The sequence below is a fragment of the Vibrio sp. AK197 genome (assembly GCF_053903115.1).
Genome location: NZ_CP096429.1, coordinates 632,325 through 649,609, shown reverse-complemented (window position 1 = coordinate 649,609; position 17,285 = coordinate 632,325). Strand labels below are relative to the sequence as shown.

The window sequence follows — 17,285 nt, the reverse complement described above, 5'->3', positions numbered from 1 at the left end:
ACCCTCACTTTGGGTTAACCCACATTGACGTAGTCAAGTAACTCATTCACCACATCGCGGCGCGTGATTGCATCCGCCAACGCATCATAAGACAGCGTCAAACGATGGCCTATCACTAGCGGTAAAATAGTACGCACATCATCCGGAGTGACATGGTCGCGTCCGTCAATCCACGCGTTAGCGCGTGCGCATTTATCCAGCGCAATGGAGGCGCGAGGGCTTGCTCCCACTTCGATCCAGCGTGCAAGCTTTGCTTGCGGATACCGATCAGGATGTCGCGTCGCCATGACCAAACCAACAATGTAGCGTTCAACCAAATCCGACACATGAATATCGGTAATTTCTCGTCGTGCTCGAAGCACATAATTGGCATCAATGGTCTGTGAATGAAAATCGCCCCTTGCAACCGATTCGGTCGCTGGTCGCTCTTCAGAGCGAACCAAGCGAATAATATCAATCTCGGCGTCATCTTCCGGGTAATCGACATCCACCTTGACGATAAACCGGTCCATTTGCGCCTCTGGTAAAGGGTACGTCCCTTCTTGCTCAACCGGGTTTTGAGTCGCAAGCACCATAAAAAGCTCAGGCAACGTATGGGTCTCATCACCGACAGTAATGGTCCCTTCCCCCATAGCCTCTAAAAGAGCGGCCTGAACTTTGGCTGGCGCACGGTTAACTTCATCCGCTAAAACAATATTGTTAAATACCGGTCCAGGCTGAAAATGTAACTGAGGCTTACCATCAACATCTTGATAGACCTCGGTTCCCGTTACATCGGAAGGCAGCAAATCGGGGGTAAATTGAATCCGCCCAAAGTCGACATTCAGCACGGAAGCCAATGTTTTAACGGAACGTGTTTTTGCCGTACCCGGTAAACCTTCAAGCAGCACATGCCCATTGGTAAGGAGCCCAATGGTTAGGGCCCGAACCACATGACTTTGACCAATCACTGATTGTTCAACTTGCTCAATGAGTTGATGTATCGCTTGCTGAGCTTCGTTCATTACTGCATTTGACTCCATGATTCGTCCTTATTTGCTTGTTGTCTTTTCCCGCTGCAGCAGCACTGAAAGCCCGGTAAGCATGGGTAAGCTGTAATCAAAAAAGGCTTTAATCCCCGGGCACAAATAGTTGAGCCCGAGTTCGCCATCAGGGGTGCGGATTAAGCGGTTTTTCGGGCATTCCCCCCAACACAACTTTAAGTACGGACATGATTTACAATACTTAGGTAAGGCGTCACGCTTGGCCATACCGAAAGCTTGTTGGCGTATTGAGAATGCCATTTCATTCAACGCTTTTTCTTTTACATTCGCGAGTTTGTATTCCGGATAGACATAATGATCGCAGCTAAATACATCGCCGTTATGTTCAATCGCCAACCCTTTGCCACAAAACTCAGCGGTAATACATAGCTGGGCAGGCTTACCCATAACTTGCGCCACAGCGGTCTCAAACAAGTTAACCAATACGCGACCTAAATCGTTGTTGACCCATTCTTCAAACACCGCTTTGAGAAATTCGCCCCAATCATCGGCATCCACCGACCATTCCGTCACCACTGACATCGGGTGACCCGGTTTGGTTAGTTCACTGCCCACCTTAGGAATCATATTGTCATTCCAAAACTGGGGAGCGGTGGTTTTGAAGTCACTAGGTTCGACACACGGATTAAATTGAATATAAGTTACGCCCAACTCTTTGGTTAAAAAGCGGTACAATTCAAGCGGATGTTTGACGTTGTGTCGGTTAACTACGACCAAAGCATTAAACGGCACAGCGTAATGTTTGAGTTTTTCGACGGCGCGCATGACAAGATGAAAAGTAGGCTTACCACTTCGAGTAACGCGATAGCGATTGTGCATCTCTTCTGGCCCATCAATCGATAAGCCGACCAAAAAACCATGCTGAGCCAGAAACTCGCACCATTCATCATTCAACAGCAACCCATTGGTTTGCAGGTCATTTTCAATGCGCACACCTTGCGGTTGATATTTTTTCTGCAGCTCAACGATTTTTCGGTAGTAGTCAATGCCAAGCAGTGTTGGCTCACCGCCTTGCCATGAAAAAACGATCTCTTCACCATCTTGACTCTCAATATAACTCTTGATGAAAGCTTCTAGAGTTTCATCATCCATTTTCGGCTGCTTGGGTTGATGCAGCAGATCTTCTTTATGTAAATAAAAGCAATATTGGCAGTCGATATTACATTTCGCACCGCCGGGTTTTGCCATAACATGAAAGCGTCGTTCATAAGCTGGCGAATCACCTACATCTTTATAAGCGGTTTTTAAAGGAACCAGATCCAATCTGGTTGAGTCACGCATCGTGTGTTGGCTCATTCAAGCTCCATATCTGCTAGAAAGGCGCTCTAAACAGAGCGCCGTGAATTTCGGTTTGCTCTCGAAAATCAGTCATTACATTTTCGGAACAAACGAGCCTGCTTCCATACGTGGTGGGAACTCTTTGAAGGTTTCCATAATTTCCGCCACTTTGGCCGATGCTGGGCCCATTAAGAAAGAGTGCTCATACTGCCAGGTGTCGTAACCCATACCGGTGTCACCACGTTCAAATGGATCCACACTCAAATCAAAGATTTTCGGTACACGTAAACGAGTGAATGGTTTTTGCCAGATCGCCAAACCAGTTTCATTCTCTTGAATCAAGAAGTGATACTTGAACTGGTTGTAACGTAATGCCAGTAAATCACCATCATCACTCCAGTAAACAAATTCTTTACGGGGCGACTCTTGCGTTTCACCGGTGATGTAAGGCAGTTGGTTATAGCCATCTAAATGAACTTTGTATTGGTTACCGTTGACCGTTTCACCATTGAGCAAGTCTTGTTTTACCGTGGTGTCACCCGCCGCAGCCAGCAAGGTTGGCATCATATCTTCAAGTGATGCAATACCGTTTAAGGTTGTACCCGGCTTGATATGGCCCGGCCATTTGATCATCGCAGGAACGCGGAAGCCACCTTCCCAACCGGTATTTTTCTCACTCCTAAACGGCGTCATACCCGCGTCTGGCCACAAGTTGATCATTGGGCCATTATCGGTGGTGTAGATAATGATGGTGTTATCATCGACGCCGAGATCTTTGATTTTTTGCAGTAATTGGCCAATTTGGTCATCATGCTGCTTCATGCCATCGGCATAGAAACCCGCGCCGGTTTTACCTGCATATTCACTGGGAACGTGAGTGAAATTGTGCATGCGAGTGGTATTGAACCAAGTAAAGAATGGTTTATCGGCTTTCACTTGCTTTTCAATAAACTGCTCTGCAGCATCTAGGAATTCACCATCCACCGTTTCCATACGTTTGCGAGTTAACGCGCCAGTATCTTCAATTTTGCCATCCGCATACGAGTGGATAACACCACGAGGACCGAATTTCTTCTTAAATTCAGGATCCTTCGGATAATCGACATTTTCCGGCTCTTCTTCTGCATTTAAGTGGTACAAGTTACCAAAGAACTCGTCAAAGCCATGATTGGTCGGTAGATGTTCATCACGGTCTCCAAGGTGGTTTTTACCAAACTGACCTGTCGCGTAACCCAGTGATTTCAACATAGTGGCAATGGTTGGATCTTTCTCGCTGATGCCCTCAGGCGCACCAGGCATACCCACTTTTGATAAGCCAGTACGCTTTGGCATTTGTCCTGTGATGAACGCACTGCGTCCAGCGGTTGAACTTTGCTGCGCATAAAAGTTAGTAAACTTCGCCCCTTCTTTGGCGATGCTATCGATGTTTGGTGTTGTGTAAGCCAACATCCCTTGGTTATATGTGCTTAGGTTCCAGTAACCAACGTCGTCACCAAAGATCACTAAGATGTTTGGTTTATCGGCGGCGTGCGCCCCGAGAGAAGCCGCTCCCATTGCCAATGCACAAGCATTGAGCGCGAACTTACCAGCGCCGCGTTTTTTTATCTGATTCATACCCACCTCGTAGGATTATTCGCATTATTCCGTCAACGTTCGTGAATGAAACGCTGTGAGGTATAAGATAGAAATGGATCCGAGAAGGATAAATAGAGCCAAAGTTTGTTAATACATAAATACAATTTATGAGAGTGCCCCCATGGACCTGAATTTGGTCAACACGTTTCTTATCGTTGCTGAGTATCAATCCTATACTCAAGCCGCACAGCATCTGGGTTTAACCCAACCTGCAATAAGTTCAGCAATTAAACGTTTAGAGGAACAAATCGGTAAGTCATTGTTCGTTAAGCAAGGACGCGGAATTGCACTAACTCCCTCTGCAGTCCAATTAATGGGACATTTTCGCCACGGCATAGAAACAATTGAGAATGCGATCGACAATATCGAACGTTTCTATGTGAGCAGTGCTGAGCCACTACTGCATAACATTCAATCAATTAATGATGTCACTGTGATTGAATCCCCCAGTGACAAATACCAACTGTTCGAGGACCTGCGTCAGCAACGCATCGATCTGGCTATCGACCCAATGCCAGTCAAAGATTTGAGCTTCATCAGTGAGCCTGTTTACCAAGAAGACTTAGTGGTAATTTGTCGAAATAACCATCCACGCATTCAAGGAAGTATCAGTAAGATAGAGTTTTATTCTGAAACTCACTGCTTATGTTCGGCCAAATGGAATAACCTAACTGGTGTTGAACAACTGACTCGTGAACCGCTTCAAGAACGAAAGGTGGATATGATCGTTAGCTCAAATGCCAACATGATGCTGCGGGTGAGTCAAAGTGAGAGTTTGGCCGTCATCTCCTCGCTACTGGCAAAAACTTGGGCTCAGGTGCTCGGATTCCAAATATTACCGAGCCCTCTTGCCTTAGATCCTGTGCGTTATCAATTTATCTACCATCGCCGTAATCTCAACAATCCAAATCACCAGCGGCTGAGAGCCGAGTTAAAAGCGAAAATTACCGAGCTATAATCGAAAAAAGCCCAGTAAATATACCGGGCTTTTGATGGGTAAAAGATAACTAGCAATGCTGATATAACACAAGGGCGTGTTCACTCAATGCGTCTAAGTCTCCCCTTTCCACAGCCTGCTTTAGGGTTGTAAAATCGACCTGCTGCTCATCGTAGAGCAATGTACATAACTCATCACCACAGCGTAATGTGTGAGATTCGCCTTGTTCGGTATAACGCGAAGCGCCTAAAGAGATGACGATTTCTTGGGGATACCCTGCTTGTTCAAGTAGTGCCAAAATCGAATGCAACGCTCCCTCATCCGATTGGAAATTAATCGTTTCGACTAACCAATTGAGTAATGGCTGGTAGAAATAGCTGTAATCGGCCACCGAGGCATCTTTACAGCATAAATACCACTGCTGATTTTGACGGTGAAAACTGCAAAATCGATATTGAGACAGATCGCTATCAAAGCCGTTCACCAAAGGGATACTATCTTTACCAATGCCTTTACTCGCCTCGCCCCAGTTCTTTTTCTCCGCCAGTTTACTGACTTTGGCATTTCGGTAAGTGGCATCGTTAAGCAGCATCATTTGCGTCGGTTCAATGGTACTCACCTGCCCATTTTGATAATCAATCTTGGCGATCACCGCAACTTCGGACTCCATCTGCACCTTGGCATCAGCTTGAGTTGGCAAACTCAAAGCGCGGCTAGAGTATGGGTTAACGGTTAAATAGGTCTCTGTCGCGTTGGGCACAAAAAAGGGGAATATCGCCTGAGGCTTTTCATCGTCCACGGCTTGGCTAAGGCCCTTGGCCTCACCCGTTTGATTCAAATGGCCAGCAAAGTTACCGGCTATACCAATGCCAAATAGTGGCGTTGTTTCGACATTTAATGTCAACGTCTCTCTCCTTGAGTTAGAGGTAAAAAGGGAGTTCACTGCCCATTTTTGGGTTCAATACCTAGCCCGCGTAACACCATCTCGACAAGAAACTCTTGAGCCTCTGTAAATTCGTGATCGCTCATCGCCTGGCCTTTAATCAGCTTAATTTCCGTATCAAAATCGGCATAAAACTGTGTCGCACCCCAGATTAAAAACAGTAAATGTAGCGGTTCAATCGGGCGAATCAAGCCCTTCTCAACCCAAGCACTGATCACCGACGCTTTGCCTGTTGTCCAGCGGACCACTGGGTTCTCTATCGCATCGCGAATAATGGGAGCACCTTGAATGATTTCCTGAGCAAAGATTTTCGATTCTTGCGGATGGGTGCGACTGTATTGCATTTTTCCAGCAATATAGTTGCGTAGCACCACTTCAGGTTCAAGCTCCGCAGCTTGCTCAGAAAAGCCATCATTCCACATCGTCAGGATATCTTGCAACAGTGCCTTATACAGCCCCGACTTGGATTTGAAATAGTATAAAATGTTCGACTTCGGGAGACTGACACGATCCGCTATCGCTTGAACAGAAGTGCCTTTATAACCATTTTTCACAAACTCATCTGCCGCAGCCTGCAAAATTGCAGCCTCATTACGACGACGAATTTCCCCTCCTGCAGAGGCATTATTTGAAGCCAGAGCGATATCCAATTGAACTCCTTATTTAGTCGACATTTGGTTAGTAGTAATCCTTAGTTGTACTGCGCTTGTCAAGTGCATTGTTATGCACCAAAAGTGAACATCCGCACCATAAAGAATCATTCTCAAATTCGAAAATGGTCATCATCACCGGAAAACCATGAAGTTGAACATTTGGTCAAGTTTTTGCATTAGTTATGCCAAAAAATAAAAGAAAGGAATCTGCTCAACATGGACAAACCACTGCTCGAACTGTGGAACCTCAGTAAAGTGTTCCCGGGCGTCGTGGCTAACGACAAGGTGAACTTGCATATTCATGCAGGTGAGATCCTCGCGTTGCTCGGCGAAAATGGTGCCGGAAAATCCACTTTAGTTAAGATGATCTACGGTGTAAATCAGCCTAGCGAAGGGGCGATTTTATGGCAAGACCGCGAAGTCACTATCTCCTCACCCAATCAAGCCCGTGCGATGGGAATCGGTATGGTGTTTCAACACTTTTCCGTCTTTGAAACCCTAACCGTCCAAGAGAACATCGAGCTGGGTCTCGATAAAGAGTGCTTAGATAACATTGACGATCTCAAACAGACCATTATTGAAAAAAGTCAGCAATATGGTCTGCACGTAGAACCGGATCGCTATGTACACAGCTTGAGTATCGGAGAACGTCAGCGCTTGGAAATCCTGCGCTGCCTAATACAGGACGTAAAACTGTTGATTCTCGATGAACCAACATCGGTACTGGCTCCGCAAGAGATTGAAGGTTTATTTGCCATTCTCAATCAACTTTCCCAAGAAGGTTGTGCGATATTGTTCATCAGCCATAAGCTTAAAGAAGTCACCAGTTTATGCCACCGAGCGGTGATATTGCGCGGTGGCAAAGTTAGCGGTCAATGTGACCCTAAACAAGAAACGCCAACCTCTATCGCTCGTTTAATGGTAGGGGAAGATACGGTTCTTTCCGAAACCTATCCCAAAGCCAGTGGCGAAGAGCTAGTGCTGCAAACACTAGACCTCAACTTAGCGCCCTCCCATCCCTTTGGCTGCGGCTTAAAGCAAGTTTACATGAACCTCAACGGCGGCGAAATCTTTGGTCTTGCAGGGGTGGCGGGTAATGGTCAAGAAGATCTTCTCGCCGCATTAAGTGGCGAAGATACACGCAGCGCAGCAGATTCAATCCAGTGGCAAGGAGCCGCTATCGGTCACCTCGATGCAGGTAAGCGACGCGCATTGGGTTTGGCTTATGTCCCCGCGAATCGTCTCGGACAAGGCGCGGTGCCGGATATGACATTAGAGGAAAACACCCTTCTCACTCACGCCAAAAGCCTCACGCGTAAGGGCTTTATTCAATTTGCGAAATTGGGTGAACTGGCAAGCTCATTAATCCAAAACCACGATGTGAAGTGTCGCAATGGTCGCTCGCAAGCGAAAAGTTTGTCCGGAGGAAATCTACAGAAATTCATAATGGGGCGAGAAACCAAACATCATCCCAAATTGTTGATTTGTGCTCACCCGACTTGGGGAGTGGATATTGGGGCAGCCAGTGCCATCCATCGCCAATTGATCGCGTTGCGTGATGCGGGCTCAGCCATTTTAGTCGTCTCTGAAGATATTGATGAACTGATGATGATTTGTGACCAAATTGCAGTGATTTATGAAGGCCATGTCTCTCCGGCCGTCAAAACCCAAGACATGACGATAGAACGCATCGGACACTGGATTACTGGTGGCTTTTTGACTCACAACAAGGAGGCGGTCAATGCTTAGTGTTCAGCCTCGCTTAGAAAACTCGCAACTGATGTCATGGTTATCGCCGTTTATTGCGGTAATTTTGACCCTTTTGGTCTCGAGCCTTCTGTTCTCATGGCTTGATGTTGACCCCGTTGAAGCCTTTAACGTCTTTATCATCCAGCCTTTTGCTGACAGCTATAACTTTGGCGAATTGCTGGTTAAATCCACGCCCCTCATGCTGTGTGCTATTGGTCTAGCGCTGTGTTACAGAGCCAACATTTGGAATATTGGTGCAGAGGGACAACTTCTGGTTGGTGCTGTCGCGAGCGGCGCTGTCGCTATCCATGCGACAGAAACCTCAAGCGCTTGGTGGCTCGTACTGGCACTCAGCGCTGGCGTTTTTGCGGGTATGGTTTGGGCAAGTATTCCAACTTGGCTCAATCGCCGCTTTCACACCAATATTATCTTAACCACCATCATGCTTAACTACATTGGTTTCTATGTATTAATGTGGGGCGTTCATGGTCCGCTTGCGGATCCTCAAGGGTTTGGTTTTCCAGAATCGGTGATGTTTTCCGACCCAGTATTGCTGCCGACACTGTTTGACTCCGGCCGCGCCTCTATCTCGATTGTAATTGCGGTAATCATCGCCATCGTTGCCGGCGTCATGCTTTACAAAACCTTGCCTGGCTTCAAATTGCGTGTATTAGGCTCCGAGCGAGCCGCCGCGAAATACGCCGGTTTCTCAGAAAACAAATTGGTATGGGGAGTCATGCTCGGGGCTGGCGCATTGGCTGGTTTTGCTGGTGCGGCTGAGGTAACGGGTCCCATAGGGCAGCTTATTCCTTCGGTTTCTCCTGGCTATGGTTACGCGGCGATCATTGTTGCCTATTTGGGTCGCTTAAATCCCATTGGGGTGATTGTCGCTGCGTTATTTATGGGCGCGCTTTATATGGGCAGCGATTTAGCACAGATCGAGCTAGGGCTACCGACCGCCGTGACGGGGCTTTTCCAAGGAACTTTGCTGTTTTTCCTTTTGGCTTGCGATTTCTTTATTGCTTATCGCATCGTGCCACATGGCGCTAAAGGACTTAGCTCATCAACTAAATCAACCATTCGCGAAGAAAAAGGAGCAGCATAATGGACACGGTATTGATTCAATCTTTATGCATTGCTGCACTCAAAACCGGAACGCCATTATTGCTGATCGCGCTCGGTGAATTGATGTGTGAAAAATCCGGAGTCTTGAACCTTGGGCAAGAAGGCATGATGCTGATGGGCGCCATGGCCGGGTTTGCCGGGGCATTTTACAGTGGCAGCCTGATGCTTGGCCTCATGCTAGCGATGATTGCTGGTATCGCAATGGCAATGCTGTTTGGCTTGTTAACCCTGTCTCTCAGCACCAACCAAGTGGCGACGGGGCTCGCCCTGACAATCTTTGGGACAGGGCTAAGTGCCTTTTTAGGGGGCGGACTGGTCGGCTCAACGATTGATGGCTTCAAACCCATTGCAATTCCGCTGCTGAGTGACATTCCGTTTATCGGCCCGATACTATTTAACCAAGATATTATGGTCTATCTGAGCTTTGTGATTGTCGCCATCGCTTGGTGGGTACTGCACAAAACTCGTGCAGGTTTGGTTATTCGCGCGGTTGGTGAGAACCCTCATTCGGCCAATGCTCTGGGTATCAAAGTGATCGCCGTTCGTTACCTAGTTACCTTGTTTGGTGGTGCGATGGCAGGCCTTGCGGGTGCTTATATGTCACTGGCTTATACCCCGATGTGGATGGAAAACATGACCGCAGGCCGAGGCTGGATTGCGCTCGCCCTCGTGGTATTTGCCTCTTGGCGAATTGGATACTTGATGCTCGGTGCTTACCTGTTTGGCTTTACGTCCATCATGCATTTAATGATGCAAGGTATCGGTGTTGCTATTTCATCAAACCTACTGGCCATGACCCCATATTTGGCAACAATCGTCGTGATGGTGATCCTGAGCTCGAATGAAATGCGCCAAAAACTGGCAACGCCAATGAGCCTTGGCAAGCCCTTCGATCCGAAGCGCCAATAACTCAATCAACAACCTATTTAAAAGGCAAAAGCTCAGTTTTTGCCTTTTTCTTCCACCTCAGGCGACGTTAACAAATTGAGCACATTTGCTTCACATTGGTGCGATAGTGCATAACTAAGCACCAAATTGAATCATTTCCTCTCCGTTACACCTGAGTAACACTCAAGCAACCAAGGCACGTTAAATGCCCTTAACACCTTGTAACATAAGGGGTGAAAGCCGTCACAAAAAATAATTTATCAAAATACGACCAAGTGGTCAGGTTTTTGCTAATTAATTCAATTATCAAGGGAAATGAAGTTTGGGTCATCGCACCCAATGCGTTAATTGATAACAACGACAAAAATGAAAATGGAGAATTTCATGAAAATAAATCAGTGGTTCAAAGTGGCAGCGCTTTCAGCGTCCGCACTGGTTTCATCCGTATCATTGGCAGAGGATGAGCCGATGAAAGTCGGCTTTGTGTATGTCGGGCCCGTTGGCGACCACGGTTGGAGCTATGAGCATGACCAAGGCCGCATTGAAATGGAGAAATATTTCGACGGCAAAGTCGAAACCACCTACGTCGAAAACGTGTCTGAAGGTGCCGACGCCGAGCGTGTGATTACACAGCTCGCCAAAGCAGGTAACGATGTAATTTTCACCACCTCGTTTGGTTTTATGAACCCAACAATCAAGGCCGCCAAGCGTTTTCCAAATGTAACATTTGAACATGCAACAGGTTATAAGCGCGGCAAAAACGTCTCAACTTACGTCCTTCGCACTTATGAAGGCCGTTACGTTTCTGGTGTCGCCGCCGCCATGGAATCGAAAACCAATACACTCGGTTATATTGCAACCTTCCCTATTCCAGAAGTCATTCGCGATATTAACGCCACGTACCTCGGCGCAAAAAGCGTTAACCCAGATATCAAACTTAAAATTGTTTGGGTAAATACTTGGTACGATCCAGGTAAAGAATCTGATGCGGCAAACGCACTGATGGACCAAGGCGCGGACGTGATCATTCAGCATACAGATAGCCCAGCGCCACTGATTGCAGCAGAAAAACGCGGCATGATGGGCATCGGCCAAGCCTCTGATATGGCCCACTTTGCGCCAAAATCTCACATGTTTTCTGTGCGTGATCACTGGGCGCCTCATTACATTAAGACCGTCGAAGCAGTCATGGACGGCACATGGAAACCGCAAGATTTTTGGGGCGGTCTAAAAGAAGACATGCTACAGATTGTCTCAATCAACCCCAATCTACCTGAAGATGTAAAAACAGCGATTGTTACGACTGAAGCTAAAATTAAATCAGGGGAACTCAAGCCGTTCACGGGCCCAATGAAAGACAACCAAGGTAACGAAGTGATTGCCGCGGGTCATTCGTTGACCGATGAAGAACTGGCTGCGGTTAATTGGTATGTAGAAGGTATCGACGCCAAAATCCCACGTTAATCATCAAGAGGCTCGTGACACTCTTGAGTGCACGAGTCTTTTTTCACACCAAGACCTGACCAATTGGACAAGTTTTAACAAGTACAGAGGAAGTTATGTTAGAGCTCATGATAAACAGCGAAATCACCAAGGTAGTGGATGCTAAAGCTGACACTATGTTGCTGAACTATTTACGCGAACAAAAGCAAATGACCGGCTCTAAAGAAGGTTGTGCCAGCGGTGACTGCGGAGCGTGTACCGTGGTTATGGTGGATTTAACCCCGCAGCAACAACTTCGTTATCGTCAAATTAACGCCTGTATCACCCCGCTACATGCTTTACATGGAAAACACGTCATCACGGTTGAACACCTTAAGCAACCCCAAGGGCTGCACCCTGTTCAACAAGCCGTTGTTGAGGAGCACGGCACCCAATGTGGTTTTTGTACACCTGGCGTTGTTATGTCACTGTATGCGTTGTCAAAGCAATCTCCTGCACCTAGCCATCCCGCGGACTATTTGGCCGGTAACTTATGTCGCTGTACAGGCTATGGACCACTGATTACAGCCGCGGAAAAAATAGCGGGAAGTGACATTGCCGACCCATTAGATAGTGATGAACAAAAAGTGTTAGCGTGGCTCAAAACCGTTCAGCCGATTGAAGATGGGCACTACTTAAAGCCCAAAACACGTCAAGCGTTAGCGCAAGCCAAGCGTACGCTACCCAATGCCAAATTGATCGCAGGCGGTACAGATTTATCGCTAGAAATCACCCAGCAGCGCCATTCAATCGATGAATTCATCGATATCTCAGAGGTGGATGATATGCTGGAAATTACACCAACGGTGTCGGGCTGGCGAATCGGCGCTGCGATGCCGATGCATCAAGTTCACGAATTCGTCCGTGAGCATTTCCCAAGTGCTGATGAAGTCATAGAACGACTTGGCAGCCTCACTATTCGCCATCGCGCGACGCTGGGTGGTAGCCTTGGTCACGCCTCGCCCATTGGTGATATTGCACCACTTCTGATTAGCTTAAATGGGCACATTGAAGTTGACGATGGTGAAAACAAGACCTTATACGCACCAGAAGACTATATTACGGGTTACCGTGAAACCCTACTCAAACCAAACCAGTGGATAAGCGCAATTCACCTACCGCGCCTCGCGCCGAATCAACATCACGCGATTTATAAAGTCTCTAAGCGCTACGAAGATGATATCGCCACCGTCACTCTTGGCATCAATATGACCATCGGCAGTGATAGCCGTGTGAAATCTTGCATCATTTCAGCAGGTGGCGTGGCCGCTAAGTCAGTCCGTTTACGTCAATTAGAAGAAGTGTTTGTCGGCAAACCGCTTAATCTTCCACTGGTCCATGCCGCGCAAGAGCAAGTTCCACAGGTGATTCATCCACTGAGTGATGTTCGTGCGACCGCGCAATATCGCGTTCGCTTGGTGCAAAACTTGCTGCAACGTTTTTATCTGCAAACTCAACAAATTGAAACAAGGTTGGTTCATCATGCGTAAGTTAACCGATATTGATGCGCAAACGTCAGCGCAAAACGAAGCCTTTAAAGTCGTCGGTAAAACACTCAAACATGAAAGCGCCGACAAACAAGTCTCTGGCGAAGCCCTTTTTGTTGATGACTATCCGACCCCTCGTGGCACGCTTCACGCAGCGGTCGTATTAAGTCGTATCGCCAAAGGTGAAATCACCAAACTGAATTTACACGCTGTGGAAAACGCCGAAGGTGTGGTTAGTGTCTTGACCTGTGATGCGATTCCCGGTGAAAAAGACATTGGCACAGTGTTCAAGGGTGATCCGCTACTTGTGCTCGACAACCAGATTCGTTACTACGGCCAACCTATCGCACTTGTTTTGGCCACCAGTCACGATCTTGCTTGGAAAGCCGCCACCCTCGCTGAAGTAGAGTATCAAACCGCTGACGAGGTCATTTTGACCCACCACCAAGCTCAGCACCTTGAGCATCTGTTGCCAACTCATCAAATGGGCCAAACTGTTGAACAGCGCGTCTTTGAAAAAGCTGATGTGCATATTCAAGGTGATATGCATGTGGGAGGCCAAGAACACTTTTACTTAGAGACGCAGGCCAGCCTAACGGAAATGACCGAAGATGGTGGCGTATTTGTTCGTACTTCAACCCAAAATCCCACGGAAATTCAAAAGTTAGTAGCGGAAGTTCTCGCACTCGATTTTAACCGTGTCACTGTTGATATGCGCCGCATGGGCGGCGGTTTTGGAGGTAAAGAAAGCCAGGCGGCACAATGGGCATGTTTGGCGGCTCTTGGCAGTTATCACACCGGACGCGCGATTAAAATCCGTCTTCCACGCAGCATCGACATGACCGCAACCGGTAAGCGCCATCCGTTTTATAACCGTTACCAATTGGCCGCGGACAGCCAAGGCAACATTCTCGCCGCAAACATGGAAGTGAATGGGCTTTGTGGTCACTCTCCGGATTTATCTGATGCCATTGTCGACCGCGCGATGTTCCATGCAGACAACAGCTATTTCCTTGGGAATGCCTGTATTACCGGTCATCGCCTTAAAACCGATATGGTCTCGCACACCGCTTTTCGCGGTTTTGGCGGCCCGCAAGGGATGATTGTGATTGAAAAAGCGGTGGAAGAGCTGGCGTTAAACGTCGGATTGGATCCTTTTGATATACGCATGAAAAATCTCTACAACCAACAAAATCATGTTACGCCTTACGGTATGCCTGTTGAGCAGCATGAAGACATGAAAGAGATTTTACTGTCGCTGGAAGCGAGCAGCGATTACCGCGCCCGACGCCAAGCAATAAAGCAATGGAATAAAGCGAATCCAATTTTGAAAAAGGGCATCGCGATTACCCCTGTTAGGTTTGGCATCTCGTTTACGGCCACACACTTAAACCAAGCAGGCGCACTGATTCACGTGTATACCGATGGCACGATTCAAGTTTCTCATGGCGGGACTGAGATGGGCCAAGGTCTGCACACTAAAATTCAGCAAATTGTCGCGCAAACCTTCGGCATTTCACAAGACAAAGTTCTGGTGACATCAACGCGCACAGATAAAGTGCCAAACACCTCACCCACAGCCGCCTCTTCCGGTGCTGATTTGAATGGCATGGCCGCGCACAACGCGGCAAAAGAAATCAAGCAGCGCCTGTTGGATTTTGCTCAAACCCATTATCAGCCTCATGCTGAGCTCGACATTGAGCACGGTAAACTGGTTGGTTTGCCGCAAGATGTTAGCTGGTCCCAATTAGTTCAACAAGCGTACATGGCGCGCGTATCACTGTCGGCTACCGGCTACTACAAAACGCCCAAGATTGGTTACGACCGTGAAACCGCAAGCGGTCGACCATTCTTCTATTTCACCAATGGAGCATCATGCAGTGAAGTCACCATTGATACCCTGACCGGTGAGATGACCGTTGAGCGCGTGGATATTTTGCATGATGTGGGCAGCAGTCTAAACCCAGGTATCGACCAAGGGCAAATTGAAGGGGCATTTATTCAGGGGCTTGGTTGGTTAACGACTGAAGAGTTGGTTTGGCGTGAGGATGGCACACTGCTCAGCAACAGCCCGATGAACTATAAAATTCCAACCATCGGTGATTATCCCAAGCAGATGCACGTTGAATTTTATGAAAAAGCCAATCCAGAGCACAGCATCTATCGCTCAAAAGCCGTGGGAGAACCCCCGTTTATGCATCCGATTAGCGCTTGGTGCGCGATTTACGATGCCGTTGCTGCGATTTCTGATCATCGTGTCGCGCCGCAACTGCACGCGCCTGCAACAGGCGAAGCGATCTTAACCGCGTGCGACCATCAATTTGCATGGCTCAAAATGCATGCGCAATCAGAGGAGAACAGTGATGTCGTTACCTCCTAATCTTCATGGCAGTGATTTTCTATCCAGCCCTTCAGTTCATTGGTTAGATGCCTGTCAGCAGCTTGAGCAAAAAGGTGAAGCCTATTGTATCGCGACTGTGGTCGCCGAAGTTGGCTCAGTCCCTCGCGCGAGCGGCGCTAAGATGGTGATCACCTCACAATACCAATTTGATACGCTCGGTGGTGGAAACCTCGAACATCAAGTGATCATCGCCGCTCGTGACGCGTTGAAATCGGGTCAAGCACAAGTCAGCGTCGAGCGCTTCTCGCTAGCCGCCGATCTCGGGCAGTGCTGCGGGGGCGCTGTACAAGTGATGTTTGAGTATTTTCATACTCAAACACCGAAAGTTATGATATTCGGTGCAGGCCATGTTTGCCAAGCGCTCAGCCCGATTTTGGCTGAACTTCCTCTGCATGTCACCGTCATTGATAGCCGCGCCGAGTGGCTTACTCCTTTGAGGGAAAGTGGTGTACAAACCCAGCAATGGAGCAATCCGGTCGAAGCAATTGCTGAGCTTCCCGCAGAGAGTCACATCGTCATCATGACCCAAGATCACGCCCTCGATTTCGAATTGGCTCGTTTAGCCTTGGAGCGACGAGACATGGCGTTTATCGGCTTAATTGGTTCACAAGGTAAAAAACAGCGCTTTGAGTTTCGCTTAAACGAACAGTTATCAGACCCAGCGTTATTGCAAGGGCTGACTTGCCCTATCGGTCATCCCGATATCCAAGGAAAACTCCCCATGCAGGTAGCAGTATCCATCGCCGCACAGTTGATTCAAGTCACCAGTCCGCGTCCGACAGGTCACACAGCTTCGGAAGTTCAGTGGTCTCAAGCCAATCAATTACGCCAAGTTTTAAAGGAGGTAAAACAATGAACCAGCCCTGTACTGGCCTTATGTTAAGCAGTGAAGAGCTTAGCAAAATATGCACTAGCCATCACTGGCATTTAATGATGAAACTCGAGATGCCATTTAGTGATGGGCAAGCACTTATGAGTGCGGCTGACAAAGCGTTCGACGCCCTACGTGAAGAGGATTGGCTTGAAGCTTTCGCTGGCCACCCAATGATTGGCGATATTAAAACACTGCAAGCCAAATACGGCCAAGGGAAAGCGCTCAGTGAAAAAGAACAAAGCCAAGTTAAAAGCGCCTCTCAAGAGGTATTGGAAGAATTACTTGCGCTTAACCTCGCCTATCAAGACAAGTTTGGCTTTATCTTTATTGTCTGCGCGACCAATAAAAGCGCTGACGAAATGTTGGCTCTGCTAAAAGAGCGTCTTCCTCGTAGTCGCGAGGCAGAGCTAAAACAAGCGGCGATAGAGCAGCGAAAAATCAGTCGTATCAGAATGGAAGCTTATTTATGAATCAACTCAGTTGTCATGTACTCGATACCGCCACCGGTGTGCCAGCGTCGAATATTGACGTTGAACTGTACGCTTTAGACAGCGGTACGTGTATTGCCAGTTCAACCACCGACCAAGATGGTCGTGCCAAATTTGAAGACATCCGTTTAGAGGCACAATCCTATACGTTGCGTTTTTTGGTCAAGCCCTACTGTGAAACGCATTTCGGCCAAGCTTTTTTCCCTATGGTGGATGTGCATTTTTCAGTGAATGATCAGCGTAATTACCACATTCCATTACTGCTTTCGCCCTTCTCTTACTCCAGCTATCGAGGCAGTTAA

General features: G+C 47.7%; 15 protein-coding genes. 10 read left to right on the top strand and 5 right to left on the bottom strand.

Annotated features, from left to right (window positions below; genetic code table 11):
* Positions 1-14: 14 nt before the first annotated feature.
* The 3 genes from M1D72_RS03010 to M1D72_RS03000 all read right to left on the bottom strand — a co-directional run bounded on the left by M1D72_RS03010 (position 15) and on the right by M1D72_RS03000 (position 3,935).
* Entirely contained in the window at positions 15-1,004 is a 990-nt protein-coding gene (locus tag M1D72_RS03010; protein WP_456295593.1) for an AAA family ATPase, read from the bottom strand.
* A 27-nt stretch (positions 1,005-1,031) separates the two neighbouring features.
* Positions 1,032-2,339, bottom strand: coding sequence for an anaerobic sulfatase maturase (locus tag M1D72_RS03005; RefSeq protein WP_456295514.1), 1,308 nt, complete (start codon positions 2,337-2,339; stop codon positions 1,032-1,034).
* A 75-nt stretch (positions 2,340-2,414) separates the two neighbouring features.
* Entirely contained in the window at positions 2,415-3,935 is a 1,521-nt protein-coding gene (locus M1D72_RS03000; protein WP_456295513.1) for an arylsulfatase, read from the bottom strand.
* Positions 3,936-4,077: 142 nt separating this feature from the next.
* Between M1D72_RS03000 and M1D72_RS02995 the strand changes: the two genes are divergently transcribed.
* Positions 4,078-4,914, top strand: coding sequence for a LysR family transcriptional regulator (locus M1D72_RS02995; protein WP_456295512.1), 837 nt, complete (start codon positions 4,078-4,080; stop codon positions 4,912-4,914).
* 49 nt (positions 4,915-4,963) lie between these two features.
* Here M1D72_RS02995 and M1D72_RS02990 read toward each other — a convergent pair whose 3' ends face one another.
* Together M1D72_RS02990 and M1D72_RS02985 are read right to left on the bottom strand one after the other, a co-directional pair.
* Positions 4,964-5,797, bottom strand: coding sequence for a DUF5718 family protein (locus M1D72_RS02990; RefSeq protein WP_456295511.1), 834 nt, complete (start codon positions 5,795-5,797; stop codon positions 4,964-4,966).
* A 35-nt stretch (positions 5,798-5,832) separates the two neighbouring features.
* Positions 5,833-6,486 (bottom strand): TetR family transcriptional regulator C-terminal domain-containing protein, encoded by a 654-nt coding sequence (locus M1D72_RS02985; RefSeq protein ID WP_456295510.1) that lies wholly within the window; start codon positions 6,484-6,486, stop codon positions 5,833-5,835.
* A 219-nt stretch (positions 6,487-6,705) separates the two neighbouring features.
* Between M1D72_RS02985 and M1D72_RS02980 the strand changes: the two genes are divergently transcribed.
* From M1D72_RS02980 to uraH, 9 genes are all read left to right on the top strand, one after another.
* Positions 6,706-8,238 carry an ABC transporter ATP-binding protein gene (locus M1D72_RS02980; RefSeq protein ID WP_456295509.1) on the top strand — a complete coding sequence of 511 codons (1,533 nt, stop codon included), beginning with the start codon at positions 6,706-6,708 and terminating at the stop codon, positions 8,236-8,238.
* On the top strand, positions 8,231-9,343 hold the full coding sequence (locus M1D72_RS02975; protein WP_456295508.1) for an ABC transporter permease: 1,113 nt from the start codon (positions 8,231-8,233) through the stop codon (positions 9,341-9,343). The genes M1D72_RS02980 and M1D72_RS02975 overlap by 8 nt, the downstream gene beginning before the upstream one ends.
* Positions 9,343-10,272, top strand: coding sequence for an ABC transporter permease (locus tag M1D72_RS02970; RefSeq protein ID WP_456295507.1), 930 nt, complete (start codon positions 9,343-9,345; stop codon positions 10,270-10,272). Before M1D72_RS02975 ends, M1D72_RS02970 begins: the two co-directional genes overlap by 1 nt.
* 363 nt (positions 10,273-10,635) lie before the next feature.
* The gene (locus M1D72_RS02965) at positions 10,636-11,715 is read left to right on the top strand and encodes a BMP family ABC transporter substrate-binding protein (RefSeq protein ID WP_456295506.1); all 1,080 of its coding nucleotides are present in this window, start codon (positions 10,636-10,638) and stop codon (positions 11,713-11,715) included.
* Positions 11,716-11,810: 95 nt separating this feature from the next.
* On the top strand, positions 11,811-13,223 hold the full coding sequence (gene xdhA, locus M1D72_RS02960; protein ID WP_456295505.1) for a xanthine dehydrogenase small subunit: 1,413 nt from the start codon (positions 11,811-11,813) through the stop codon (positions 13,221-13,223).
* A complete protein-coding gene (gene xdhB / locus M1D72_RS02955; protein ID WP_456295504.1) occupies positions 13,216-15,600 on the top strand; it encodes a xanthine dehydrogenase molybdopterin binding subunit in 2,385 nt (794 codons plus the stop codon). Before xdhA ends, xdhB begins: the two co-directional genes overlap by 8 nt.
* Positions 15,584-16,477, top strand: coding sequence for a xanthine dehydrogenase accessory protein XdhC (gene xdhC, locus M1D72_RS02950; protein WP_456295503.1), 894 nt, complete (start codon positions 15,584-15,586; stop codon positions 16,475-16,477). Before xdhB ends, xdhC begins: the two co-directional genes overlap by 17 nt.
* Positions 16,474-16,965 (top strand): 2-oxo-4-hydroxy-4-carboxy-5-ureidoimidazoline decarboxylase, encoded by a 492-nt coding sequence (gene uraD / locus M1D72_RS02945; protein ID WP_456295502.1) that lies wholly within the window; start codon positions 16,474-16,476, stop codon positions 16,963-16,965. The genes xdhC and uraD overlap by 4 nt, the downstream gene beginning before the upstream one ends.
* On the top strand, positions 16,962-17,285 hold the full coding sequence (gene uraH / locus M1D72_RS02940) for a hydroxyisourate hydrolase (RefSeq protein ID WP_390195687.1): 324 nt from the start codon (positions 16,962-16,964) through the stop codon (positions 17,283-17,285). The genes uraD and uraH overlap by 4 nt, the downstream gene beginning before the upstream one ends.